The organism is Rhodopseudomonas sp., from assembly GCF_036404135.1.
In the GTDB taxonomy this organism is placed as follows: domain Bacteria; phylum Pseudomonadota; class Alphaproteobacteria; order Rhizobiales; family Xanthobacteraceae; genus Rhodopseudomonas_A.
The window spans coordinates 23,824-48,957 of record NZ_DASWPE010000201.1 but is presented as its reverse complement, the minus strand read 5'-3'; the positions used below and the strand labels follow the sequence as shown (position 1 = coordinate 48,957).

General features: G+C 66.0%; 22 protein-coding genes. 11 read left to right on the top strand and 11 right to left on the bottom strand.

Features of this window, described 5'->3' with window-relative positions; translation table 11 throughout:
* Positions 1-43 precede the first annotated feature (43 nt).
* From ftsE to VGC77_RS22335, 4 genes are all read left to right on the top strand, one after another.
* Entirely contained in the window at positions 44-703 is a 660-nt protein-coding gene (gene ftsE / locus VGC77_RS22350) for a cell division ATP-binding protein FtsE (RefSeq protein WP_331173751.1), read from the top strand.
* Complete coding sequence (locus tag VGC77_RS22345; RefSeq protein ID WP_331173750.1) at positions 696-1,667, top strand: ABC transporter permease; 972 nt, start codon at positions 696-698, stop codon at positions 1,665-1,667. Before ftsE ends, VGC77_RS22345 begins: the two co-directional genes overlap by 8 nt.
* Before the next feature lie 160 nt (positions 1,668-1,827).
* A complete protein-coding gene (locus tag VGC77_RS22340) occupies positions 1,828-2,553 on the top strand; it encodes a YdcF family protein (protein ID WP_331173749.1) in 726 nt (241 codons plus the stop codon).
* 11 nt (positions 2,554-2,564) lie between these two features.
* The gene (locus VGC77_RS22335; RefSeq protein ID WP_331173748.1) at positions 2,565-3,353 is read left to right on the top strand and encodes a lysophospholipid acyltransferase family protein; all 789 of its coding nucleotides are present in this window, start codon (positions 2,565-2,567) and stop codon (positions 3,351-3,353) included.
* A 22-nt stretch (positions 3,354-3,375) separates the two neighbouring features.
* Here the strand turns inward: VGC77_RS22335 and VGC77_RS22330 are convergent, their stop codons facing one another.
* From VGC77_RS22330 to VGC77_RS22320, 3 genes are all read right to left on the bottom strand, one after another.
* The gene (locus tag VGC77_RS22330) at positions 3,376-3,858 is read right to left on the bottom strand and encodes a hypothetical protein (protein ID WP_331173747.1); all 483 of its coding nucleotides are present in this window, start codon (positions 3,856-3,858) and stop codon (positions 3,376-3,378) included.
* An 89-nt stretch (positions 3,859-3,947) separates the two neighbouring features.
* Complete coding sequence (locus tag VGC77_RS22325; protein WP_331173746.1) at positions 3,948-4,526, bottom strand: TetR/AcrR family transcriptional regulator; 579 nt, start codon at positions 4,524-4,526, stop codon at positions 3,948-3,950.
* A 143-nt stretch (positions 4,527-4,669) separates the two neighbouring features.
* Positions 4,670-5,248 (bottom strand): gamma-glutamylcyclotransferase, encoded by a 579-nt coding sequence (locus tag VGC77_RS22320; RefSeq protein WP_331173745.1) that lies wholly within the window; start codon positions 5,246-5,248, stop codon positions 4,670-4,672.
* Positions 5,249-5,296: 48 nt separating this feature from the next.
* Here VGC77_RS22320 and VGC77_RS22315 point away from each other — a divergent pair, with 48 nt between their 5' ends.
* The gene (locus VGC77_RS22315; protein ID WP_331173744.1) at positions 5,297-6,484 is read left to right on the top strand and encodes a DUF2125 domain-containing protein; all 1,188 of its coding nucleotides are present in this window, start codon (positions 5,297-5,299) and stop codon (positions 6,482-6,484) included.
* A 184-nt stretch (positions 6,485-6,668) separates the two neighbouring features.
* Here the strand turns inward: VGC77_RS22315 and VGC77_RS22310 are convergent, their stop codons facing one another.
* Positions 6,669-9,152, bottom strand: a complete 2,484-nt coding sequence (locus VGC77_RS22310; RefSeq protein ID WP_331173743.1) for a glycogen/starch/alpha-glucan phosphorylase — start codon at positions 9,150-9,152, stop codon at positions 6,669-6,671.
* Between the two features lie 403 nt (positions 9,153-9,555).
* On the opposite strand from VGC77_RS22310, the gene VGC77_RS22305 reads away from it, so the two are divergent.
* Positions 9,556-9,987, top strand: coding sequence for a hypothetical protein (locus VGC77_RS22305; RefSeq protein WP_331173742.1), 432 nt, complete (start codon positions 9,556-9,558; stop codon positions 9,985-9,987).
* A gap of 162 nt (positions 9,988-10,149) precedes the next feature.
* Here the strand turns inward: VGC77_RS22305 and VGC77_RS22300 are convergent, their stop codons facing one another.
* From VGC77_RS22300 to polA, 4 genes are all read right to left on the bottom strand, one after another.
* Positions 10,150-10,974 carry a DUF2865 domain-containing protein gene (locus tag VGC77_RS22300; RefSeq protein ID WP_331173741.1) on the bottom strand — a complete coding sequence of 275 codons (825 nt, stop codon included), beginning with the start codon at positions 10,972-10,974 and terminating at the stop codon, positions 10,150-10,152.
* A 140-nt stretch (positions 10,975-11,114) separates the two neighbouring features.
* A complete protein-coding gene (gene pyrE, locus VGC77_RS22295; RefSeq protein ID WP_331173740.1) occupies positions 11,115-11,678 on the bottom strand; it encodes an orotate phosphoribosyltransferase in 564 nt (187 codons plus the stop codon).
* A gap of 236 nt (positions 11,679-11,914) precedes the next feature.
* A complete protein-coding gene (locus VGC77_RS22290) occupies positions 11,915-12,820 on the bottom strand; it encodes a hypothetical protein (protein ID WP_331173739.1) in 906 nt (301 codons plus the stop codon).
* 228 nt (positions 12,821-13,048) lie between these two features.
* A complete protein-coding gene (gene polA, locus VGC77_RS22285) occupies positions 13,049-16,102 on the bottom strand; it encodes a DNA polymerase I (protein WP_331173738.1) in 3,054 nt (1,017 codons plus the stop codon).
* A 155-nt stretch (positions 16,103-16,257) separates the two neighbouring features.
* Here polA and VGC77_RS22280 point away from each other — a divergent pair, with 155 nt between their 5' ends.
* Entirely contained in the window at positions 16,258-16,851 is a 594-nt protein-coding gene (locus VGC77_RS22280; protein ID WP_331173737.1) for a hypothetical protein, read from the top strand.
* Between the two features lie 22 nt (positions 16,852-16,873).
* On the opposite strand, the gene VGC77_RS22275 is transcribed toward VGC77_RS22280, so the two are convergent.
* Positions 16,874-17,725 (bottom strand): LysR family transcriptional regulator, encoded by an 852-nt coding sequence (locus VGC77_RS22275; RefSeq protein WP_331173736.1) that lies wholly within the window; start codon positions 17,723-17,725, stop codon positions 16,874-16,876.
* Positions 17,726-17,821: 96 nt separating this feature from the next.
* Between VGC77_RS22275 and VGC77_RS22270 the strand changes: the two genes are divergently transcribed.
* Entirely contained in the window at positions 17,822-18,790 is a 969-nt protein-coding gene (locus VGC77_RS22270; protein ID WP_331173735.1) for a quinone oxidoreductase, read from the top strand.
* Here VGC77_RS22270 and VGC77_RS22265 read toward each other — a convergent pair whose 3' ends face one another.
* Positions 18,791-19,828: an acyltransferase family protein gene (locus tag VGC77_RS22265; RefSeq protein ID WP_331173734.1), complete on the bottom strand. Its 1,038-nt coding sequence runs from the start codon at positions 19,826-19,828 to the stop codon at positions 18,791-18,793. It abuts the gene before it with no gap.
* Positions 19,829-20,141: 313 nt separating this feature from the next.
* Here VGC77_RS22265 and hrpB point away from each other — a divergent pair, with 313 nt between their 5' ends.
* From hrpB to VGC77_RS22250, 3 genes are all read left to right on the top strand, one after another.
* Positions 20,142-22,805: an ATP-dependent helicase HrpB gene (gene hrpB / locus VGC77_RS22260; protein ID WP_331173733.1), complete on the top strand. Its 2,664-nt coding sequence runs from the start codon at positions 20,142-20,144 to the stop codon at positions 22,803-22,805.
* Between the two features lie 249 nt (positions 22,806-23,054).
* Positions 23,055-23,570: a TIGR02281 family clan AA aspartic protease gene (locus VGC77_RS22255; protein WP_331173732.1), complete on the top strand. Its 516-nt coding sequence runs from the start codon at positions 23,055-23,057 to the stop codon at positions 23,568-23,570.
* Between the two features lie 112 nt (positions 23,571-23,682).
* Complete coding sequence (locus tag VGC77_RS22250) at positions 23,683-23,883, top strand: hypothetical protein (protein ID WP_331173731.1); 201 nt, start codon at positions 23,683-23,685, stop codon at positions 23,881-23,883.
* 222 nt (positions 23,884-24,105) lie between these two features.
* Here the strand turns inward: VGC77_RS22250 and nudC are convergent, their stop codons facing one another.
* On the bottom strand, positions 24,106-25,044 hold the full coding sequence (gene nudC / locus VGC77_RS22245; protein ID WP_331173730.1) for an NAD(+) diphosphatase: 939 nt from the start codon (positions 25,042-25,044) through the stop codon (positions 24,106-24,108).
* Between the last annotated feature and the right edge of the window lie 90 nt (positions 25,045-25,134).

Sequence of the window (25,134 nt, the reverse complement as noted above, 5' to 3'; positions counted from 1 at the left end):
GCTGGGCCATCCGCTGTCGCGCCACCGTCGAACGGAGCTGAATGTGGTTCGGTTCGAAAATGTCGGCCTGCGCTACGGGCTCGGTCCGGAGATTCTGCGCGATCTCAATTTCCAGATCCCGGCGCATTCCTTCCAGTTCCTCACCGGGCCGTCCGGCGCCGGCAAGACCTCGCTGCTGCGGCTGTTGTTCCTGTCGCTGCGGCCGACCCGCGGGTTGGTGACGCTGTTCGGCAACGACGTCTCGCAGCTCGGCAAGGACGAGATCGCCGCACTGCGCCAGCGCATCGGCATCGTGCTGCAGGATTTCCGGCTGCTCGACCACATGACCACTTATGAAAACGTCGCATTGCCGTTCCGGGTCACCGGACGCGAGGAGTCGAGCTATCGCCGCGAGGTGATCGACCTGTTGAAATGGGTCGGGCTCGGCGAGCGGATGGATGCGCTGCCGCCGGTGCTGTCCGGCGGCGAGAAACAGCGCGCCGCGATCGCGCGTGCGGTGATCGCGCGGCCGCATCTGCTGCTGGCCGACGAGCCGACCGGCAATGTCGATCCGACGCTCGGCCGGCGGCTGTTGCGGCTGTTCATCGAGCTCAACAAATCCGGCACCGCGGTGGTCATCGCGACTCATGACATTTCCTTGATGGATCAATATGAAGCGCGGCGTCTTGTGCTGCATCAGGGACGGTTGCACGTCTATGAATAGAGCCGACCACGAACGCGGCGTGCTGATGGATCTCGGGCATGAACGCCCGCAGGTGCCGGCGCGGGCGCGCAATCTGGCGCCGATCGTGCCGCGGGCCTCGATCGCCGGCCGCGCGCTGGTCGCGGTGGTGGCGATGATGACGTTTCTGGCCTCGATCACCACCGGCGCGGTGCTGCTGATCAGCGCCTCGGCGGCGGAATGGCAATCCGAGGTGGCCAGCGAAATCACCATCCAGGTCCGGGCGCTGGCCGGCCGCGACGTCGAGCGCGACGTCGCCGCCGTCGCCGAGGTGATGCGGGCGCAGCCCGGCATCGTCGAGGTGCGGCCGTTCACCAAGGCGGAATCCGGCAAGCTTCTGGAGCCCTGGCTCGGCGCCGGGCTGTCGCTCGACGATCTGCCGGTGCCGCGGGTGATCATCGCCCGGCTGTCGCCCGGCACGCCGCTCGATCTGGCCGATCTGCGCCGCCGGGTCAGCGAGGCGGCGCCCTCGGCCAGCGTCGACGACCACCGCGCCTGGATCGAGCGGATGCGCTCGATGACCGGCGCCACCGTGATCGCCGGGCTCGGCATCCTGGCGCTGGTGATCATCACCACCATCATTTCGGTGTCGTTCGCCACCCGCGGCGCGATGGCGGCGAACCGGCCGATCGTCGAGGTGCTGCATTTCGTCGGCGCCGGCGACCGCTACATCGCCAACCATTTCCTGCGGCATTTCCTGCGGCTCGGGCTGGAGGGCGGGGTGATCGGCGGCGGCATCGCGATGCTCGGCTTCGGCTTTTCGGAATCGATCGCAAGCTGGTTTTCCGGCACCCCGGTCGGCGACCAGTTCGCGGCGCTGCTCGGCACCTTCTCGCTGCGGCCGCAGGGCTATCTGGCGCTGGCGGTGCAGACCGTGCTGATCGCGGCGATCACCGCCTGGTCGTCGCGCCGGACGCTGTTTGCGACGCTCGACGAGATCGACTGAGCGAAAGCGGGGGCTTTGGCCGGCGCCCCGGCGACGGCGGCTGGCCCGGCCGCCGCCGACCCGGCCGGGCGATGTGCGTAGGCCGCGCGGACTTCAATTCGCCCGAAAAACTTCTACTGTGCCGGTTCGGAACAGCCATCAAGAGAACGATCGACCACGTATGACTTCGCAGTCCGATCAGGATCCGCCGGCCCTGTCCGCGGCCGCACCGAGCGTCCGCTGCAGCGGGCTGCGCGCCGCGATCGTGGCGACGCTGGCGCTCGGCTTCGTCGGCATGGCGAGCGGCTTCATCGTGTTTCTGTCGCAATTGCGCGGCGCCGAAATTCAGCCCGGCCGCACCGCCGACGGCATCGTGGTCTTGACCGGCGGCTCGTCGCGGGTGTCCGACGCGATCGACTTGCTGGCGGCGGGCTACGGCCGTCGGCTGTTGATCTCCGGCGTGCATCCGACCAACGGCGCCAACGATATTTCGCGCTCGCTGCCGGACAGCCAGCGGCTACTGAATTGCTGCGTCGACCTCGACCGCTCCGCCGTCAACACCCGCAGCAACGCCGCCGAGGCGCGGCGCTGGGCGCACGAGCGCGGCTTCCGCTCGCTGATCGTGGTGACCTCGAATTACCACATGCCGCGGGCGATCGTGGAAATGTCGCACGCCATGCCGGACATCGAGCTCATTCCGTTCGCGGTGGTCGGCGACAAATGGCGCGACGATCCGTGGTGGACCAGCGGTGCCACGTTCCGGCTGCTGTTATCTGAATATGCTAAGTACATCGCCGCCGAGGCGCGGGTCCGGCTGGCCGGGCTCGGGGTCGAGCTTGCGCCGGACGGCGAGGCGCCGACCGAATGGGTGGCTCGCCGCAAGCCGGCGACGGCGCTTGCCAATTGATCGGATGCTCCATGGTTGCGATTTTTCTGCGTTCGCTGGTCTTTAATATCCTGTTCTATCTGCTGCTGGCGTTCTGGGTCGTGGTCGGCATTCCGACCTATCTGATGCCGCGCTGGGCGATCATCAACATCGCGAAATATTGGGGGCAGAGCAGCATCTGGCTGATGCGCCTGATCTGCAACACCAAGGTCGAGTTTCGCGGCCTTGAGAACATTCCCGCTGGTCCCTTGATCGTCGCCTCGAAGCACCAGTCGATGTGGGAAACCTTCGCGCTGCTGCAATTCTTCGATCAGCCGCTGTATATCCTGAAGCGCGAATTGCTGTGGATTCCGTTCTTCGGCTGGTATCTGTCGAAGGCCGACATGATCGGCGTCGATCGCGGCGCCGGCGGCCGCTCGGTGGTCGACCTCACGCGGCGCGTCGGCGCGGAGGTTCGACGCGGCCGGCAGTTGATCATCTTCCCCGAGGGGACGCGGACCGCGGTGGACGCGCCGCCCAACTACAAGAGCGGGGTCGGTCATTTCTATTCCGATTGCGCGGTGCCGTGCGTTCCGGTGGCGCTGAATTCCGGGCTGTTCTGGCCGCGCCGCAGCTTCCTGCGCTATCCCGGAACCATCGTGATCGAGTTTCTCGAGCCGCTGCCGGCGGGCCTGCCGCGTAAGGAATTTCTGGCGCGGGTCAGCGAGGCGATCGAGACCGCCAGCAACCGGCTGGTCGACGCCGGGCGAAACGAGCAGGCGCAGCTGTTCGGCCGGGTGCCGAGCCGGGTGCCGCTGAAGGCCAAGCCGCCGGCGGCCTGATCGTCAGCCGGACGGCGCGCGCTTAGTTCGCCGCCACCCTGCCGTGGCGTCGCAGCACAATGATCTGGGCCGTGAGGCCGACGACCAGAATGGCCAGCAGCGCCGCCCGAGCGCCGAGCAGCAGCGGCGACTTGAGGTCAGTCACCAAAGGGTGGCCGTCCGGAACGCGGCGCAGGATTTCCGTCACGGTGGGCAGCATCAGCAGAAACGCGGTCAGGCTGAGGCAGACGGTTTCAACATATCTGGCCGCGCTGCCCGGAACGCGCTCGATCCCATAGCCCGCCAGCAGCAATAGTAGCGTCGCCGCGCCAATGCCGTAGCTGACCGGCTGATGCGCGACCAAGAACACCGTCACCGCGCCGATCAGCATCGATACGAAATACACCGCGCCCGCGGTGGACCGCGGCACGATCCGGCCGCGAGTCGCAAACATGTAGAGCGCCGCGGGGATCGCGGGCAGGCTGCCGATTGTATGGATCCAGCCGAGCGGAGAAATTCCGAACATCTTTTTTCCTTTCAGATCTGTTGAACTGATTACTATCAACTAGTCGGTAGGCAGTGAGCGTGCGCTATGCGCGCTGGTTCGATCCAGGTTTAGGCGGCGAGGCGCTGCAGCAGCGGCCGGGTGATGTCGCCGAAGGTCGCGGCATTGCCATAGGCGCGGGCCGACAGCATCGCGCCATGCACGGTGGCCATCAACATCTCGGCGTTGGCCCGGGCGGTGCCGGTCAGCCGCAGGCGGCCCTGCGCGGCCCCGCACTCCAGGACCGCGCTCAGCCAGTCCGACAGCGCGCGAAAATGCGCGCGCACTTCCAGAGCCACCGCTTCCGGCAGCGCCTCGATCTCGCCCGCCAGCAGCGCGCAGACGCAGAACGGGTGCGAAGCGTCGGCGATGCAGCGCTCCCAATAGCCCAGATAGGCGCCAAGCCGATCGAGCGGGTCGGCGACGTTGCGGTCGAGCTGCGCGAAGCCTGCCGCCGCCTCCTCGCGGTATTTCGCGACCAGCGTGCGCACCAGGTCGGCCTTGCTGGGAAAGTGGTGGTGAATGCTCGGCTTGCGAATGCCGACCACGCTGGCGATGTCGGCGTAGCTGAAATTGTGGTAGCCGCCCTTAAGGATCAGCGATCGGGCGCAGCTCAGGATGTCGTCGGCCTTGGATGTAAGATTGCTCATGCCCTTTGCCTACCGACTAGTAGGACGGCAGTCAAGCCGGCGGGCGCCCCGATCGCCAAGTCGTGATGGCGCCAATCGGCACGGCCGCGCTGGCGCTGACCGTAGGCCTGCGTCCCCGCCACTCGTCTCCAGCGCCAACGTTTCTAGCGATGCAGCGGGGCGTCGTCGCGCAATTGCACCGCCAGGCGATGCAGTTGCGGATCGCGGCAGCCCTGCGCCTCCAGCGCTTCCACCGTCGACAGCACGTAGTCGCGGTTCGGGCCGGACTGGCCGTGGCCCTGCCGCACAAAGCGCAGCTGCTCGGCGTCGCTGAGCCGCCCGGCATATTGCGCGTGGCCGCGGTCGACCACATAGGCCAGCGCGCTGACCCGGCGACGGGCGTCGTCCTGTAGCCAGACCGAGCGCATCACCTCGCGATAGACGCTGGTGACCTGTTCGCGCTCGCGCAGATAGGCCACGGTGGCGGCGCGATCGGCCGACGCCACCCGGAACGCGACGCCGCGGCAGGCGCCGCCGCGGTCCAGCCCGAGCACCAGGCCGGGCTGCTCCGGGGTGCCGCGATGCACGAAGGAATAGACGCAGAGCGCGCGGTGCTCGCCGATCAGCCGCGCCGGAACCTGTTCGAGAAAGGCAAAGCCCGGCCGCCACATCAGCGAGCCATAGCCGAACACCCAAAGGTCGCCGGCGGCGGTCGCGGCGTCGGGCAGGTTGTTCGCCGACATGCTATGGGGATCGCTCAATTGACAAAATCTCGGGTCTAGGGTCGCCGCATGTCCGAAATGATTCTCACACCGCGCCGACGGCTATGGCTGGTCTTCGTGTTGCCGATCGTGCTGCTGGTTCTGGCCGCGGCGTGGAGCGGCTTCTGGTTTTACACGGCCGCAAGGCTCGATCAATCGGTCGATGCCTGGCGCGCGCGGGAGGCGGCATCGGGGCGCGCCTATGATTGCGGCAGCCGCTCGGTCGCAGGCTTTCCGTTCCGGCTGGAAGTGCGCTGCAAGGACGCCAGCGTCGCGCTGACTTCGCAGGCCGCCGGCCCGCGGCAGGCGCCGATGGTCGCCAAGCTCGGCGAGATCCTGGTGGTCGGGCAGATCTACGATCCAAGGCTGCTGATCGCCGAATTTGCCGCACCCGCGGTGCTGGCCGGCCCCGGCCAGCCGCCGTCGCTGGCGGTGAGCTGGAGCGCGGCGCGAGCCAGCGTGGTCGGCCTGCCCGGCGTGCCGCAGCGCGCCTCGATCGTGTTCGACGATGGCGCCATCGACCGCCTGGCCGGCGCCGCGCAAACCCCGCTGGCGCGCGCCCGCCACGCCGAGTTGCACGGCCGGCTGCTCGATGCGGTGCCGCCGGCGCCGCCGCAGCTCGAAGCGGTGGCGCAACTCACCGGCGCCAGCCTGCAGGATCTGCACCCGCTGCTCACCGAGCCGTTCGACGCCGAGCTCCGGGCGGTGCTGAGCGGGCTGCGGGATTTTTCGCCAAAGCCCTGGCCGCAGCGGTTTCGCGAGCTGCAGGCCGCCGGCGGCTCGGTCGAGATCAGCCGATCGCGGATTCAGCAGGGCGAGCTGATCGCGGTGGCGACCGGCACGCTCGGCCTCAGCGCGAATGGCCGGATCGACGGCGAATTGCAGATGACGGTGGCGGGCATCGAGAAGGTGATCCCGGCGCTCGGCATCGACAAGATGCTGGAGCAGGGCGTGCCGCAGCAAACCCTCGACCGCGTGGCGCCGGGGATGCGGGCCAAGGACGTCAATAGCGTGCTCGGCGCGCTGGACCGCGCCATCCCCGGGCTCGGCAAGGCGGTGCGGCAGAACGCCAATGCCGGCGTCGCCGTCGGCATCAATGCGCTCGGCAAGGACGCCGTGCTGGAAGGCAAACCGGCGCGGGCGTTTCCGCTGCGCTTCGTCGACGGCGCGGTGTTCATCGGCCCGCTGCAGGTGGCGCAGCTTCCGCCGTTGTTTTAGCGCGTCAATCCCAGGCCTCGTTATTCCGGGGCGCGAACGGCTTAAGCCGTGAGCGCCCCCGGAATCTCGCAACACGTGGAAAGCTCTCGCGCCCGCAGCGAGATTCCGGGTTCGCTCGGCCTTTCGGCCTCGTGCCCCGGAATGACTCGTGGTGAGGGCGAGCCCGTCCCCCCAGCGCTACAAACTACCGCTGCGCTTGCCGGACCGGCGAGGGCTGCGCCGCCGGTGTGGTCGGCACGTCCCAGATATCCGAGGCGTATTCGCGGATCGTGCGGTCCGAGGAGAACCACGCCATCCGCGACACGTTGAGGATCGCCGCCCTTGTCCAGGCCGGGCCGGCGCTCCACCGCGCGTCGATGCCGCGCTGCGCCTGGTAGTAGGAGTCGAAATCGGCGCTGACCATGTAGTGGTCGAGATGGCGTAGCGCATGCGCGATCGAGGCGAAGCGGCCGACATCGTCCGGCGAGAACACTCCGGAATCGATCGCCCGGATCGCCCGCGCCAGGTGCGGCGAGCGGCCGATCACGTCGGTGGCGTCGAGCCCCTGGGCGCGGCGCGCCACCACTTCCAGGGCCTCCATGCCGAAGATCGCGATGTTTTCCGCGCCGACATGGTCGCGCATTTCGATATTGGCGCCGTCCAGCGTGCCGATGGTCAGCGCGCCGTTGAGGCCGAGCTTCATGTTGCCGGTGCCGGAGGCTTCCATGCCGGCGGTGGAAATCTGCTCGGACAGGTCGGCGGCCGGGATGATCACCTCGGCGAGGCTGACATTGTAGTCGGCCAGGAACACCACCTTGAGCCGGTCGGCGATCTCCGGATCGTTATTGATGGTCTCGGCGACGTCGTTGATCAGCTTGATGATCAATTTGGCGTAGCGGTAGCTCGCCGCCGCCTTGCCGGCAAAGATCTTGACCCGCGGCACCCAGTCGCGCTGCGGCTCGTCTTTGATCGCGTAATACAGCGCGATGGTCTCCAGCACGTTGAGCAGCTGGCGCTTGTATTCGTGAATCCGCTTGATCTGCACGTCGAACAGCGCGCTGGCATCGATCTTGATGCCGAGACGCTCACCGATCAGCCGGCTCAGCGCCACCTTGTTGTGATGCTTGACGTTGGTGAACTGCTGCTGGAAGGCGCTGTCGCCGGCGTAGTCCTCCATCCGCTCCAGACGGCTCGGATCGTCGAGCACCTCCTCGCCGCAGGTGGCGCGCGCCAGTTCAGTCAGTCCCGGATTGGCCAGCATCAGCCAGCGGCGGAAGGTGATGCCGTTGGTCTTGTTGGTGATGCGGCCGGGATACAGATGGTGCAGATCGTGGAACACGGTCTCCTTCATCAGGTCGGAATGCATCGCCGAGACGCCGTTGATGCGGTGCGAGCCGATGAAGGCGAGATGGCCCATCCGCACCCTTCGCCCGGCCTTCTCGTCGATCAGCGACACCGAGGCGCGGAAATCCACGTCGCCGGGGCAGCACGCATTGGCGAGGCCGAGATGCACTTCGTTGATGCGATAGATGATCTCGAGATGGCGCGGCAGGCAGCGCTCGAACAATTCGACCGGCCAGGTTTCCAGCGCCTCCGGCAGCAGCGTGTGGTTGGTGTAGGACAGCGTCGCCCGGGTGATCTCCCAGGCCTCGTCCCAGCGCATGCCGTGGTGATCGATCAGGATCCGCATCAATTCGGTGACGGCGAGGCTCGGATGGGTGTCGTTGAGCTGCACCGCGGCCTTTTTCGCCAGACTGCGCAACTGGCCTTCCGCGTGCAGATGCCGCTTGATCAGATCCTGCAGCGACGCCGAGACGAAGAAATATTCCTGGCGCAGCCGCAATTCGCGGCCTGCGGCGCTCTCGTCATTGGGGTAGAGGAACTTGCAGATCGCCTCGGCGCGGGCCTCGTGCGCGGTGGCGCCGAGATAATCGCCGGTGTTGAACACGTCGATCCGCAGCGGATCGGGCGCCCGCGCCGACCACAGCCGCAGCGCGTTGACGTGTTTGCCGCGCCAGCCGACGATCGGGGTGTCATAGGCCACCGCCTGAACGGTTTCGCCGGGGTACCAGATCGCGCGATCATGGCCGCGGGAATCGACCGAATGCTCGACGCTGCCGCCGAAATGCACCTGATAGACCACTTCCGGCCGCTGCAATTCCCATGGATTGCCGAAGCCCAGCCATTCGTCGGGATATTCCTGCTGCCAGCCCTGGGTGATGATCTGGCGAAACAGGCCGAAATCGTAGCGGATGCCGTAGCCGAACGCCGGAATTTCCAGCGTCGCCATGCTTTCCATGAAGCAGGCGGCGAGCCGGCCGAGACCGCCATTGCCGAGCGCGGCGTCGGGCTCGCATTTGCGCAATTCCGACAGCCCGACGCCGAGGTCGCCGAGCGCGGCGTCGAACAGCGGCAACAGGCCCATATTGTTCAGCGCGTCGGTGAACAGCCGGCCGATCAGGAATTCCAGCGACAGGTAATACACCCGCTTGCGGCCGGCGTCGTAGCTGTCCTTCTCTGACATCAGCCAGCGGTGCACGATGCGGTCGCGCAGCGCCAGCGCCGCGGCCTTGTACCAATCGTGTTTGGTGGCAAGCGCGGCTTCCTTGCCGATCGCCAGCGTCAGCTTGGCGACGATGGCGCTTTTGATTTCTGCCAGAGCCAGCTCATCGAGCGGCGGCTGCGGCATGCGGAAGTCGTCAGTGGTCGATTGAACTGGCAAAATGTTACCCTAAAACTGCGTTGGGCCTGATCATACGCGCATTCGCATTGGATCGGAACCCGTGCCGCGGCGATCGTTTGTGCGTTGCAGTGCATGGCTTTTGAGCACGGCTCCGCATCCAGCAACTTAGCAGGCGAGTGTTGCGAGCAAATCACGACGAGGCAAGTTCGGGACACACCGGAGGTACCTGATACCATTCTGGAAAACCTGCCGCGCGAGAGCCCGGCCGGGCCCGGCGCCGGTTCCGGACGCCGCCGCTCAGGCTTTGCCGAACAAATTAAGAACACTTTAGCAAGTCATTGATATATCATTGTGATTCGGCCTGTTCGCGGTACAAGATCTTGGGCCTGTGCAAAGTTGCGAGGACTACATGTCCACCATTGCCTTCGAGCCGTTGGCGCTGACCCGGATCGCGGATTTCGCGCGGTCGCTGTCGCGGCTGCATCAGATCGCGCGCCGGCAGCTGGTCGAGGACGACCAGCTCGACCGCGAATTCAACGCGGTGTGTCGCTCGATCTGGGGCTACACCACCGATGATTTCAGCGACGAACTGTTCAGCGCCGCCGACCATGCCTGGCTTGACGCGCTCGACGAGGCCGAGGCGCGGATCTTCGCGGCCGCGCAGGGCTACGACCTGATCGACGATCACGGCATGCTGACCGACTGGTGGGGCTATTGCTGGATGATCCTGGCCGAACGGCGCGGCCTGCTGACGCCGGAAAACCAGGCTGCGGCGCGCGCCCGGATCGAGGAGGCCTATCTCGCGGCGCCCAACGTGATCGGTATCGTGCGCAGCCGGTAGCGCCGGTCATTCCGGGGCGCGAGCAGTTCCGCTGCGAGCGAACCCGGAATCTTGCTGTGGGGAGATCGTGAGCGTTTGCGGCGAGATTCCGGGTTCGCTCAGCCTGCGGCTTCGCGCCTCGGAATGACGCCGTTGAAATCCGTTAATTCTCGAACGCAGACCTCACCGCGCCTCGGCGCGCTTGCCCTTGGCGGCGGCCGGCTCCTTGGCCGGCGTCGCTTTGGCGGACTCCGGCGGCATCGCCGCGCTGGCGTCGGCGAGCGGCGCCGGATCGCTCAGCATCTCGGCGGTCACCGGCGCCACTTTCATTTCGCCGAGTCTCGCGCGCACTTCGGCGGTGAGCCCCGGATAGGAATTCACCGGCGTGAATTCTGCGGTCTGGCTGGCACCGATCCGGACCCCGGAATAGGCCACCAGGCCGTTGGTGGTGGCGATGATGTCGCCGGAGCGCAGCGAGGTGTCGAGCGTGAGGTCAACCGGGGCAAGCCCTGCGGGATCGCGGCCGTTGCAGGTGCAATCGGCCTTCAGCGCCTTGCGATAGGCGAAGGCATTGTCGCTGTCGGCGTAGCGCTCGCCATTGCCGGCGGTGGCGCCGTCGATATTGCTGCCGAAATACACCCGCGTCGGGCTCGCCGGACAGAACGCCTGGCACATTTGCGCGGGGCTTGCGCCGCCGCGGCTGGTCAGCGGGAAATACCGGCCGTCGCAGCTGCGCACGCAGAACGCCGGCCCGGAGCCGGAGCCGCTCACCGGGCGCGGCGGCGGCGGTGCGGCTTGCTGGTTGAGGCCGAACGGATCGGCGAAGAAATTCGACGGGGTCGGTGCGCTGCGCGGCTGCGGCCTCTGCTGCAGCCCGCCGAACAGCGCCTCGAAGAAATTCTCGGCGGCGGCGCCCTGCGGCGCCAGCGCCACCGGGATCGCCATCGCCACCGCTGCGGCCCACATCAGGCCGCGGCGCGGCTGCGCAAATTCGAACTGTCGACGCAACGCTCACTCCACCCAGGCGGTCTGGCTTGGCCGGATCATCGTGGCCCAGCGTTGGCCAAACTTTAATGCAGGATGGTAAACGAGGCGTAAGCGCGCCGCGTGGCGGCCGCAAACAAATGCATTTGCCGCGGGTTAAGAACTTAGGCTTTGAGGAACTCGCTGGCCTTGTAGAGCGAGCGGAACGGCAAGCCGGCGGCGGCGAAAGCCTCGGTGGCGCCCTCCTCGCGATCGACCATGGTCAACACCAGCACGATCACGCCACCGGCCTCGCGCACCGATTCCGCCGCCTTGATCGCCGAGCCGCCGGTGGTGGTGACGTCCTCGACGATCACCACCCGCTTGCCGGTCAGGGTCTCGCTCTTGGACAGCCCCTCGACCGAGAGCCGGGCGCCGTGTTCCTTCGGTTTCTTGCGCACGAAGAACGCCGCGATCGGGTGGTTCTTCAGCCAGGACAATTGCGCAATCGCGCCGGCCAGCGGCACCGCGCCCATCTCCAGCCCGCCGATATAGTCGACATTGTCCTCGCGCAGCGCCTCGAAGGTCAGTTCCGCGAGCAGGGCCGCGCCTTCTGGATCGAGCATGGTCGGCTTCAGGTTGAAATAGAAGTCGCTCTTGCGGCCGGAGGCCAAGGTGATTTCGCCGCGGCCGAACGAACGGACGCGGATGATGTCGGCGAGGCGGGCGCGGGAGGCGGATTTCGACACGATGATTCTCTTAGATGATTCTCTTGGGGCTTGAGATTGCGCTGCAATCTATCGATCGGGCGCGGCGCACGCCAGCGGAGATTCGACGCTGCCAACTTCCGAAGTCTCTCCGGACCTCTAAGCCTCTCGATCCGATACTCTGTGGTGGCTCTGGGGCCAGATTCAGGGGTGCATCTCTGTCCCCATGGCTATAGACCGGGCGTTGGCTGCAATCACGGACGGTAAGCTATCTTATCTTATCGCCCAACTAAATGGCGTAGAAGAGCAACCACCGCAGGTGTCAGTTTTTCTAAGAAGATCGCCGCGGCCACATTCACCGCAAAGCCGAGCGCAATGGCGACAGAGTAGATGGCGTTGGATTTCTCGTGTTGTTGAAATCTCTTTTCGGTGGCTCCGTTCAATATGATGAACGTCTTTCCACCTAATGCCTCTCGTAATTTTGTGGAGAGGACGTTTGCAAAAATGAAAAGAAGTACGGCCAGGAAAAACTCAAAAAAAAGGAGAATGACCGGCTCGGAAAGACCAGAGAACGACCTCATCAAGAGGAAGTCGAGCTTTTCGTTCACCGAGACTAAGCTATCGGCAAGCCCATTCAGCCTTGCAATTTGTTCGGATGCATCCCCTCTGGATCGGATCAAAATATCGTTCCATTGAGAAAACAGAAGTGCCGCTATTGCTGAGAAATAAGCAACTGCGGTGTACCCAGAATCAAAAAAATCTTCCGTCCTGTCTGCAATGCTATAGGCTTTTGAATTTCGGACCATCACCTTCTTAACCTGGCTCGAAAGATGATTGAAAATATCGTCGCCCCAAGTTATTTCGGTGTGCTCAACTATCAAGCGAATTGTAGAAGGCCCTGACCAACCTCGAAGTATCCTCAGTTCAGGATCCACATCAAACGGTAGTTGAGACTTCTGAAATGCATCGAAACGAATTCGTTGCTTCTCTGGAGTCGTTGAATGAGGAAATTGGATAAGAAAGATCCAACTTAGCGAGACGCCAGTAGTTATGTTATCCGAATTGTCACCAAAGGCTAAGAATGCCTCGCGCGTGCTTAGTGTCTTGATCGCGCCTGATGAAAAATGGATCTTCGCAGAGAACTCAATTAACTGAGCCGTGTGTTGATTATTAACACGCTGCATCAGTATGGCATCGATATTGGACAGCCATCTGAGATCTATAACGAAACTTCCCGCATAAGTACGTTCGATTGATCGCGGTTCGCCCAAAAGATTTTTGATAAACGACGCGAAGCTCTCCTTCCTTATGGTAAGAGTTATTTCGCCGCCGCTCCCCTGAGGGGCATTGAATTCGAAGGATCCGACTTCGTTCGGCGTAACAATACCTTAAATATATCCACCTGAACAAGCTTAATGCGCCTCGTCCCAATTATTGGCGGCTCGCGCATCAACTTGCAACGGAACAGAAAGTATTACCGCCGGGAAGGCGGCGTCCTGCATCACCTGCTGCACCACCGGCAGGGTCGCTGCGACCTCGTCGTCCGGCACCTCGAAGATCAATTCGTCATGAACTTGTAGAAGCATCTGCGCGGAAAGCGGCTTTGCCGCCAGCGCGTCTTCCATCCGCACCATGGCGCGGCGGATGATGTCGGCGGCGGTGCCCTGCAGCCGCGCGTTGATCGCGGCGCGCTCGTTGAAAGAGCGGACCGAGGCGTTCGATGCCTTGATGTCGGGGTAATGGCATTTGCGGCCGAACAGCGTCTCGACATAGCCGTGGGCGCGGCAGAAATCCCGCGTCGCGTCCATATAGGCGCGGATGCCGGGGAAGCGCTCGAAGTACTTCTTGATATAGGCGCCGGCCTCCTCGCGCGGAATCCCGAGCTGGTTGGCGAGGCCGAACGCCGAAATGCCGTAGATGATGCCGAAATTGATCGCCTTGGCGCGGCGGCGCACCTCGCTCGGCATGTCCTTGATCGGCACCCCGAACATTTCCGACGCGGTCATGGCGTGGATGTCGAGGCCGTCCTGGAACGCCTGTTTCAGCACCGGGATGTCGGCGATTTCGGCCAACAGCCGCAGCTCGATCTGCGAATAATCCGCCGAGACCAGTTTGCGCCCTGGCGAAGCCACGAAGGCGCGGCGGATCTTGCGGCCGTCCTCGGTGCGGACCGGGATGTTCTGCAGGTTCGGCTCGTTCGACGACAGCCGCCCGGTGGTGGTCGCCGCCAGCGCGTAGGTGGTGTGCACCCGATGGGTCTGCGGATGCACATAGGCCGGCAGCGCGTCGGTATAGGTCGAGCGCAGCTTCGACACCTGCCGCCAGTCGAGAATTTTTCGCGGGAAGTCGTGACCCTGTTCGGCGAGGTCTTCCAGAATCGAGGCCGACGTCGACCACGCCCCGGTCTTGGTCTTGCTGCCGCCGGGCAGCCCCATCTTGCCGAACAGGATGTCGCCGAGCTGCTTCGGGCTGCCGATATTGATCTCTTCGCCGGCGATCTCGCGGATCTCCGCCTCGATCCTTGCGGCGGTCTGGGCGAAATCGCCCGACAGCCGCGAAAGCACCGCCCGGTCGATCGAGATGCCGCGCCGCTCCATCCGCGCCAGCACGCCGATCAACGGCCGCTCCAGCGTCTCGTAGACCGTCAGCATCCGCTCGGCGACCAGCCGCGGCTTCAGTATCCGCCATAGCCGCAGCGCCACGTCGGCGTCCTCGGCGGCGTAGCAGGTGGCGCGGTCGATCGCCACCTGGTCGAACGACAGCTTGGATTTGCCGCTGCCGATCACCTCGCCATAGCTCAGCGTCTTGTGGCCGAGCCAGTTCTCCGCCAGCGCGTCGAGCCCATGGGCGTGGCGGCCGGCATCCAGCGCATACGACATCAGCTGCACGTCGTCATGGTTCTGCAGCGTGATGCCGTGCTGCGCCAGCAGTACCGCGGTGAATTTGATGTTGAAGCCGACTTTCAAGACGCCCGGCGATTCCAGCAGCGGCCGCAGCGCTTCCAGCGCCTCGCGCGGCGCGATCTGCTCCGGCGCGAGACCTGCGGCGAACAGCCCGTCGCCGTCGCCGGCCTGCCGGTGGCCGAGCGGGATGTAGCAGGCCTCGTTGGGGCCGAGCGCCAGCGCGATCCCGGTCAATTCGGCCTGCATCGGATCGACCACCGCGCTTTTGATGTCGAAGGTGGCCTTGGCCTCCAGCGCGACATGGCCGAGGTCGTGGATTTTCACGATCCACGCCTTCAACGCGTCGAGGCTGCGCAGCGTGGCGTAGCTGCTGCGTTCGACCGGGATCTTGCGCGCCTCCTCCGCCCGCGCGGCGGCGAGGGCTTGCGGGGTGAGCGCCGCGTCAGTTTGGTCGCGGCCTCTCCCCGCTTGCGGCGCGCTCCCTCCCCCCTTGCGGGGGAGGGATGGGGAGGGCGGTGCCCCAAAAAGATCGCTGCCATCCGCGGTCCCCCCACCCCGGCCCTCCCCCGCAAGGGGGGAGGGGGAAGAACCGCTCTTCACCGCCGCATCCGCTTCGACATCCGCCGGATCGATCTGCGAATATTCCGCGACCCGGCGGGTCAGCGTGGAGAACTCCATCGCCTTTAGAAACGCGATCAGCTTGCGCGCATCCGGCTCGTGCACCGCGAGCTCGTCGAGCGGCACGTCGAGCGCGACGTGATCGTCGAGCAGCACCAGCTGCCGCGAGATCCGCGCCTTCTCGGCGTTTTCGATCAGCGCCTCGCGGCGCTTCGGCTGCTTGATCTCGGTCGCCCGCGACAGCAGAGTTTCGAGATCGCCATAGTCGTTGATCAATTGCGCCGCGGTCTTGACGCCGATGCCGGGCACCCCCGGCACGTTGTCGACGCTGTCGCCGGCCAGCGCCTGCACCTCGACCACCTTATTCGGCGGCACGCCGAATTTCTCGATCACTTCGGGGATGCCGATGCGGCGGTCCTTCATGGTGTCGTACATGGTGACGCAGTCGGTGACGAGTTGCATCAGGTCCTTGTCCGACGACACGATGGTCGCGGTGGCGCCGCGCTCGCAGGCCTGCCGCACATAGGTCGCGATCAGGTCGTCGGCCTCGAAGCCGATCTGCTCCAGACACGGCAGGTCGAAGGCGCGCACCGCTTCGCGGATCAGCGCGAATTGCGGGATCAGGTCGTCCGGCGCCGGCGGCCGCTGCGCCTTGTAGGCGGGGTACATCTCGTTGCGGAAGGTCTTTTCCGACTTGTCGAAGATGATCGCCAGATGGGTTGGCCGGTTGTCCGGCGGCATGTCGCGCAACAGCTTCCACAGCATGTTGCAGAAGCCGAGCACGGCGTTGACCTGCAGGCCGTCGGACTTGCGGTTGAGCGGCGGCAGCGCGTGATAGGCGCGGAAAATATACGACGAGCCGTCGACCAGAAACACGTGATCGCCTTTGGCAGGCGGTTTCACGGCGATGGGTGTGGCGGCGGCTTGCTCTGAGGTTTTCGGCATGGCGGCAATTTAGAGATTTTTGCCGGCGAATGACACCCTGCCGGGCAGCGCACAGAGCAGGATTTTTTTCGTGGCGCGAGGGGCGCCGAAAAGGTTGCATCGGCGCCGGTTCCGTGCGCCGGTGACGCAGTCCCCCGCGCGAAAGGAATCCGCCGATGGCCTCGCAACTCGACGTGTTGATGGAGAAGCTGCGCGCGGTGGAGGCCGAGATCGAGGTCGAACTCGCCAGGCATCGCGAGGCGCTGCGCTATCATCTGGAAAATCGCAGGATCGTGTTCGAAAAGGAGGCGCTGCGGCTGCAGCGCGCCATCAAGACCAAGCTGTCGCATTACATCCGCGACGCCAATCCGTGGATTATCGTCACCGCGCCGGTGATCTATTCGCTGATCGTGGCGTTCGTGCTGCTCGACGTCATGGTGATGATCTACCAGGCGATCTGCTTTCCGGTCTACAAGATCCCCAAGGTGCGCCGCCGCGACTACCTGATCTTCGACCGGCATCATCTGGCCTATCTCAATCTGCTGGAAAAGATCAACTGCGCCTATTGCTCCTACGGCAACGGCGTGATCGCGTTCGCCCGCGAGGTGGCGTCGCGCACCGAAGTCTATTGGTGCCCGATCAAGCACGCCCGCCGCGTGCTGGGGCCGCACCCGCATTACCAGGGCTTCGCCGATTTCGGCGACGCCGAAGCCTACCGCGCCAAGGTCGACAGCATGAAGGATGGGGTCAAGCTGGACGACCAGACGTAAGCGCGCGCGGCAAGGCGCCCGATCATTCGCCCGCGACGCATTCGGCCAAAAATTCCATCACCGCGCGGACCGCCGGCACCTGCCGCAGATCGCGATGCACCAACAGCCAGATCTCGCGGCTGACTGCGGCCGGCGCGGTCTTGTGGCGCTCCAGCGCCGGATCGGCGTCGCCGATGAAATGCGGCAGCACCGCGAGGCCGACGCCGCTGCGCGCCGCCGCCGCCTGATTTTCCAGATCGCTGGTCCGCAGCACGATCTCGTTGCCGCCGGCCAGCGCCTGCAGCCATTTCTGCTGCGGCGTGGCGTTCATGCTGGCGTCGTAGGCGATGAACGCGAAGGCGTGCGGCGGCGTCGTCCTGAGGTAGTCCGGTGCGCCGTACAGGCCGAAGCCGACGCCGCCGAGCTTGCGCGCGATCAATCCGGACTCGGTCGGGCGCGTCATCCGTAGCGCCACGTCGGCCTCGCGGCGGGTCAGCGAGGCGCTGCGGGTCTCGCCGATCAGCGTGATCAGCACCCCGGGATGGCGCAGCCTGAGCCGGATCAGCTTCGGGGCGATCATGGTATTGGCGAAGGCCGGCGGCGCGCTGATCGAGACCTTGCCGCGAATCTCCGCCCGCGCCGCCTGCGCGGCGCGCTCGGCGGCGAACGCGCTCTCCTCCATCCGCGCCGCGATCGCCGCGATGCGGCGGCCGTCGTCGGTCAGCGTCGCCACCCGGGCGCGGCGGTCGATCAGCTTCAAGCCCGTCGACGCTTCCAGCGCCGCCACCCGGCGCGCCACCGTGGCGTGGTCGACGCCGATGGCGCGGGCCGCGGCCGACAGCGTGCCCTCGCGCGCCAGCGCCGCGAAATGCCGCAGATCCTCCCAATCGACCATTGTGCAAAATCTCCCAACGACGACGCAAGATTAGGGAATTTCGCACATCGACGCGGCGGCGCAAGGTCGCGTCCGTTGCAATGGAGGACGAACACCATGGTCGATGTGATCAGGCTGAAGGCGCCGGGCGGACCGGACAATCTCGGCTATGTGACGATCGAACTTCCCGCTCCGGGCGACGGCGACGTCCGCATCCGGCAGACCGCGATCGGCGTCAATTTCCTCGATATCTATCAGCGCCAGGGGCTGTATCCGCTGCCGCAGGGCATTCCCGGCGTCGAGGCGGTCGGCGTCGTGGCGGCGCTCGGCGGCAATGTCACGTCGCTGCAGGTCGGCGACCGCATCGTCTATGCCGGGGCGCCGGTCGGCGCCTATGCGTCGGAGCGCAACCTGCCGGCGTGGCGCGCGGTGAAGCTGCCGGCGACGCTCGCCGACGCGCAGGTCGCCGCGGTGTTCCTCAAGGCGATGACCGTGCAGATGCTGCTGACCCGGATCTATCCGGTCGGCGCGCGCGACCACGTGCTGGTGCACAGCGCGGCCGGCGGGCTCGGGCAATTGTTGGTGCGCCGCGCCGCCGGCCTCGGCGCCGCGGTGATCGGCTGCGTCAGTTCGGAGCCCAAGGCTGCGGTCGCACGCGCCGCGGGGGCCGCGCAAGTCATCGTCGGCCGCGATGCCGATTTCGCCGCCGCGGTTGCGGGCTTCACCGCGGGGCGCGGGGTCGATGTCGCCTATGACGGGGTCGGCGGCGCGACTCTCGCCAAGACGTTGGCTTGCGTGCGCCCGTTCGGCGTGGTGGTCAGCATCGGCCAGGCGGCGGGGCCGATTCCACCGCTCGACGTCAATGAGCTCGGGCCGCGCCGCAGCCTGATGCTGGCACGGCCGAGCGTGATGGGGTTCATGAACGATCCGGATGATTATCGCGCCGCGGCCGCGGCCGTGCTCGGTCTGATCGTTTCGGGCGTATTCTCGGCGGAAGCCACGCGCTATCCGCTGCGCGACGCGGCGCGGGCGCAGGCTGATCTGGAGGCCGGGCGCAGCAGCGGCTCGCTGCTGCTGGTGCCGTGACTACTCCGCCGCCGCCAGCGCCGCGCGTTTTTTCGGCGCGATCCAGAACGCGTCGGGGCGTTCGAACAGGAAATGCGCGCCCGTGCGCAGCGCCAGCCTCCAGATCGCCAGCGCGCCGAGCACGCCGATGATCGTCACCAAGAGCGAGATGGTGCCTGTGCCGAGGAACGGGGCGAATTTGAGAAGCGACAGCCGCGCGATCACCATCGGCAGGAAGAACGCGAGGTAAATCACGATGGAGTGCTCGCCGCAGAACCGCAGTCCGTTCAGCCATTGCCGCCGTGCCAGCAGCGTTCCGATCACGATGACGGCGCAGGCGCCGCTGAAGCCGAGCAGCAGCGAGAACACCGGCCAGGTGCTGCAGCCGTCATAGACGATCGCGGCGTTGACCACCGCCCACAGCACGAGCCCGGCGAGCGCCCAGCGCGGCCGGGCCCGGGCGCGCTCCGACAACGCAAAGACGCGGGCGGCGAACAGATAGCCGGAATAGAAATACACAAAGCGCGCGGCGAATTCGTCGATCACGGTCCAGCCGGTCGACAGATGCGTCATCTCAAGGGCTGCTGCGACGAGCCAGATCGCCGCCGGCGGCAGCCGCCTGGTCGCCTTGGTGACGACGAAGAAGATCGGCAACAGATAGATGAACCACAGCGTGCCGAACGGCTCGATGAAGGATTCCAGATACATCAGCCCGACATGCGCCCAGCCCTGCTCGGCGGCGAAGGCCGGCGCCTTGAAGCCGAACTGGATGGTCACCCACAGCACGTAGAAGTAGGCGAAATGCACCACCTTGCGGTCGAGATAGCTGCGCCAGTCGCGGTCGATCACGATGCCGAGGAACAGCCCGGAAATCAGGAAGAAATCCGGCATCCGGAACGGCCGGGCGAATTCCACCAGATAATGCATGTAGCCGGTCTGGCCGGCGGCGATCTCGACGCCCAGCACCGAATGCATCATCACCACCATGACGATGCAGATGCCCTTGGCGTAATCCACCCAGTCGATCCGGGGCGTGGCAGCTGTCCCGTTTGCGGTCATCGGTGTCCCTTTTCGGCGCGGCTTTAGCGCATGGTGGCGCGGAGCGGTTGCTTTAACGTTGCTGCGTTCAAACAATGTGCCGGTTCTCCGGGAAACGTGATCGCCCGCCGCGGATTTGCCGGGGTGGCCGATTCTGTTAACCATCGCGGCCCCTTCTTCCTTCTCCCCTCGTGGGAGAAGGTGGCGAGCGCAGCTCGCCGGATGAGGGGGAGTAACGGAAGAAGTTAATTACCCCTCACCCGGCTGCGCTTCGCGCAGCCACCCTCTCCCACAGGGGGAGAGGAAAGATGCCGCATCCGACCGCTTGAGCAAAATGTCACCTCCCTTCGACACCCCGCTTCCGATCGATGCCGTGCTGGATCGGCTTGGCGCCGCGCTTGCGGCCCATAACGCCGCGGTGCTGGTGGCGCCGCCCGGCGCCGGCAAGACCACGCGGGTGCCGCTGGCGCTGCTCGACGCGCCCTGGTTGGGCTCCAAGAAAATCATCATGCTGGAGCCGCGGCGGATCGCGGCGCGCGCCAGCGCCGAGCGGATGGCGAAAACGCTGGGAGAGCGCGTCGGCGACACGGTGGGCTATCGGGTGCGGTTCGGCAGCAAGGTGTCGCGCGCCACCCGCATCGAAGTGGTCACCGAGGGCATCTTCTCGCGGATGATTTTGGACGACCCGGAACTCGCCGGCGTCGCAGCCATCCTGTTCGACGAATTCCACGAGCGCTCGCTCGACGCCGATCTCGGCCTTGCCTTGGCGCGCGACGCGCAGGTCGGCTTGCGCGAGGATCTGCGGATTCTGGTGATGTCCGCGACCATCGACGGCGCCCGCGTCGCCAAATTGCTCGGCGACGCGCCGGTGATCGAGAGCCTGGGCCGCGCCTTTGCGGTCGAGACCCGCTATCTCGGCCGCAAGCCGGATGCCCCCTTGGAGCGGCAGATGGCGGAGGCGATTGCGCAGGCGTTGCGGGAAAATCCCGGCTCGGTGCTGGCGTTTCTGCCGGGGGCCGCCGAGATCCGCCGCACCGAGACCATGCTGCGCGAGCGCGTCCATGATGCGGGAATCGAGATCGTGCCGCTGTTCGGCGCGCTCGATGCCAGCGTGCAGGACCGCGCGATCCAGCCGGCGCCGAAAGGTCTTCGCAAGGTGGTGCTGGCGACCTCGATTGCGGAAACCTCGCTGACCATCGAGGGCGTCCGCATCGTGGTGGATTGCGGGCTGGCGCGGGTGCCGCGCTATGAGCCGGACATCGGCCTCACCCGGTTGGAAACCGTGCGCGCCTCGCGCGCCGCGGTCGATCAGCGCCGCGGCCGCGCCGGGCGCACCGAGCCTGGCGTCTGCTATCGGCTGTGGGACGAGCCGCAGACCGCCTCATTGCCGGCCTACACCCAGCCGGAAATTCTCAGCGCCGATCTGTCGTCGCTGCTGCTTGATCTCGCGCAATGGGGCGTCGGCGATCCGGCGCAATTGGCGTTTCTTGATGCCCCGCCGGCTCCGGCCCTGAAAGAGGCGCGCGCGCTGCTCCGCGAACTCGGCGCGCTCGACGCCGACGGCCGCATCACCGAGGAAGGCCAAAGCCTGCGCGCGCTGGCGCTGCCGCCGCGGCTGGCGCGGATGATCGTGGATGCGCAGCGGCTGGGCTGCGGCGAGGAGGCCGCAGAGGTCGCCGCGATCCTCACCGAGCGCGGGCTCGGCGGCGATGCCGTCGATCTCGATCACCGTCGCGACCAGTTCCGCCGCGATCGCTCGCAGCGGGCGATCAGCGCGCGGCAGATGGCGCAGCGCTGGGCGGCGCAGGTGGCTGCTCGCACGCCATCTTATAGTGCCCTAGCCCCGAGTGCGGCGCTCTCTGCTCCCTCCCCCCTTGCGGGGGAGGGTCGGGGAGGGGGGTCCACAGAACGCGGCGCTTGTGTTGGAGCGACCCCCACCCCCGACCCCTCCCCGCAAGGGGGAGGGGAGTCGCGCGGTGCGCGCGGCGATGCAGCGGCGTTGCAGCAAGGGGGAGGTGAGTTAAGCACCGGCGGCATGCTGGCGCTGGCGTTTCCCGATCGCGTCGCAAAAAACCGCGGCAACGGCTCGTTCGTGCTGGCCAACGGCCGCGGCGCGGCGATCGACAGGACCGCGGCCTTGGCGCGCGCGCCCTATATCGCGGTGGCCGAACTCACCGGCACCGCGGCGAACGGCAGAATCCTGCTCGCCGCGCCGCTCACGCTCGCCGAGATCGAAGCCCGCTTTGCCGCCGAGATCGACGCCGTCGACGACATCTCGTTCGACCGCGCGGCAATGGCGCTGCGCGGCCGCCGCAAGCGCACGCTGCAGGCGATCGCGCTGTCCGAAGCGCCGATGGCGGTGGCGCCGTCGGAGGCGACCGCACTTGTGTTGGCCGACGGCCTGGTCATGGCCGGGCTCGACAAATTGCCGTGGTCGAAATCGCTCAAGCAATGGCGCGACCGGGTGATGTTTCTGCGCAAGGCCGAAGGTGCTGCTTCACAGAATCGTTGGCCCGACCTCTCCGACGATGCGCTCGCCGAGGCGCGCCAATCCTGGCTAGTGCCGGCGCTGTTCGACAAGGTTGCGCTGAGGGATCTGTCGGCCGGCGAATTGAGCGACGCGCTGATCGGCTTGTTGCCGTGGGACCTGCGGGCACGGCTGGAGCGCGAGGCGCCGACCCATTTCGAGGCGCCGACCGGCACGATGTTGGCGATCGACTACGAGGCCGAGCAGGGCCCGACCATCGCGGTGCGCTTGCAGGAATTGTTCGGGCTGACCACGCATCCCTCGCTCGCCGGCGGCGCGGTGCCGCTGGTGCTGGAACTGCTGTCGCCGGCGCAGCGCCCGGTGCAGGTGACGCGCGATCTGCCGGGATTCTGGCGCGGCTCTTATGCGGCGGTGCGCAGCGATCTGCGCGGCCGCTATCCGCGGCATCCCTGGCCGGAGGATCCCGCCGCCGCGCTGCCGACACGGCGGGTCAAGCCGCGCGGCACCTGAGCGCTGTTCCGTCATTGCGGGCTGAGCACGGCGCGTAGCACTGGTCACAGCGAAGCAATCCAGGCCCATCGCATGCGGTGCCCGGATGGCTTCGTCGCAACAGCTCCTCGCAACGATGTCTGCGTTAACGCTTCGCTCACCCTTTTCCGCAAAAACCGAAGCCTGCGCGCGGCATTAGTCGCCGGTTGCGATCCGTCATGATCAAATTGCGCTCCGGTGATCGCGTCGATGTAAGTGTGAGTGTGCGTGATGCGTAACATCATGATCTTTGCCGCGCTGATGGCGATCCTCGGCACCGCGATGGCGGAAGTCGCCGACCGGATGACGCAGAAATCCGCGACCGCATCGGCGGCTTCGGCCACGGTCGGCGCCGCGGTGACGCCGAACTCCGCGGTGCGCAGCGTCAGCATTCCCCGCGACGCCCGCGGCCATTTCCAGACCGACGGCCGCATCGACGGTCAGCGCATCGGCTTCATGGTCGACACCGGCGCTTCGGTGATAGCGCTCAACGAGAGCTCCGCCGCGCAATTCGGATTGCGGCCGGCGCCGCGCGACTACAACGCCACGGTGACCACCGCCAACGGCACGGTGAAGGCGGCGCGCACCCGGCTGGCGATGGTCGATGTCGGCGGGCTGTTGGTGCGCGACGTCGACGCGCTGGTGTTGCCCGACGACGCGCTGTCGGAAAACCTGCTCGGGCTGTCGTTCCTGTCGAAGCTGAAGCGCTTCGAATATGCCAACGGCACGATGGTCCTGGAGCAATAAACCGCGCGGCTTTCTGAACGCCCGTTCAGGTTGGATGAAAAAAGTTTCGCGGAACGCTCATCATACTTCTGTGTTGCCTCCCCGCTGATAACCAATTCCCAGGAGGAACATGATGAAGCTTCGCTATGCGCTCGCCGCCCTGTCCGTCGCCGCGTTGACCCTGCCCTCGATCGCTTCGGCGGAAACCACCGTGATCAAGAAGGTCTATCGCGACGGTCCGCGCGCCGAGATGCGCCACCACGACCGCGGCCCGCATCGCCACCATGGCGGCGACCGGGTGGTGATCATCAAGAAGGGCCATCACCGCTATTGATCGGCGTCTGATCGCGATCAGCTCTAGCGTTTTCGAGCCGAGTGGATCCCCTTCGCGTGAAGAAAACTCGTCAAAATAACAATCCAGAACTCCGGTTCTGATCTGTCAGAACCGCAATAGCTGTTACTTCGGCCGGGCGAGCGGAGCGATCCGTTTCGCCCGGCTTTTTTGCGACTGGCAGTTCCTCGGTTGCCGGTTGATGTGCCGTCGTCGCCGCGCCGGTCACGCCGGCGGATGCAGCCAACGACCGAGCAAATGATGGGCGATCGCGAACGGATGCGCGCCGGTCAGCCCGTCGGGATGGCGCCGGTGATGCATCAGCATCGCCTCGTCGCGGGAAAACCAGCGCGCGTCTTCCAGTTCGGAGTGATCGACCACGACGTCTTCTGTCGTGGCCTGCGCCGAACAGCCGATCATCAGCGACGACGGATAGGGCCAGGGCTGCGTCATGTAATAGGCGACCTCGCCGCAGCGAATCCCGGATTCCTCGAACACCTCGCGGCGCACCGCGTCCTCGATGGTCTCGGCGGCCTCGACGAAGCCGGCGAGGCATGAATACATCCCCTGCGGAAAATGCTTCTGTCGCCCGAGCAGGCAGTTGTCGCCCTTTGTCACCAGCATGATCACCACCGGATCGGTGCGCGGAAAATGCTCGGCCTTGCAGTTCGGGCAGTCGCGGCGCCAGCCGCCTTGCGACATCACGCTGCGGGTGCCGCAATTGGCGCAATAGCCGTGGCGCTGATGCCAGCTCACCATCGATTTCGCCATCGCGATCGCCGAGAGCTCCTCGGCCGGCACCGCGCCCTGCATCGCCATGCCGCGCAACTCGGCGACCGCGACGTCGTCGCGGGTCAGCAATTTGTCGACCGCGGCCGCCGCGATGCCCATGCCGAACAACGGCGCGCCGTCGCGCAGGCCCAGAAAGATGGTGCCGGAATTGGCGCCGAAGCCCAGCGCCTCGTCGATCGTCAACAGCGCCCGGACGCCGTCGGCCTGCCTGGCCGTCACCAGCGAATCGCGGTGCACCACATAGGCGCGGGCGTCGCGCCGGCTCTCCAGCTTGAACAGCTTGTCGTCGTCGGAGCGCAGATGCGCGGCGCGATCCAGCACATGCGTGACGAAGGCCGGCTGGCCGAGCGGAAACGAATCATGTGCTGTCATGGGCTGGTCCGAAAGCCGGACGCCGCCGTGGCGAACGAGGGTCGCGTATGGTCCGGGAGGAGGGCTGCGGCGGTTGGTCGCAAGTCTGCC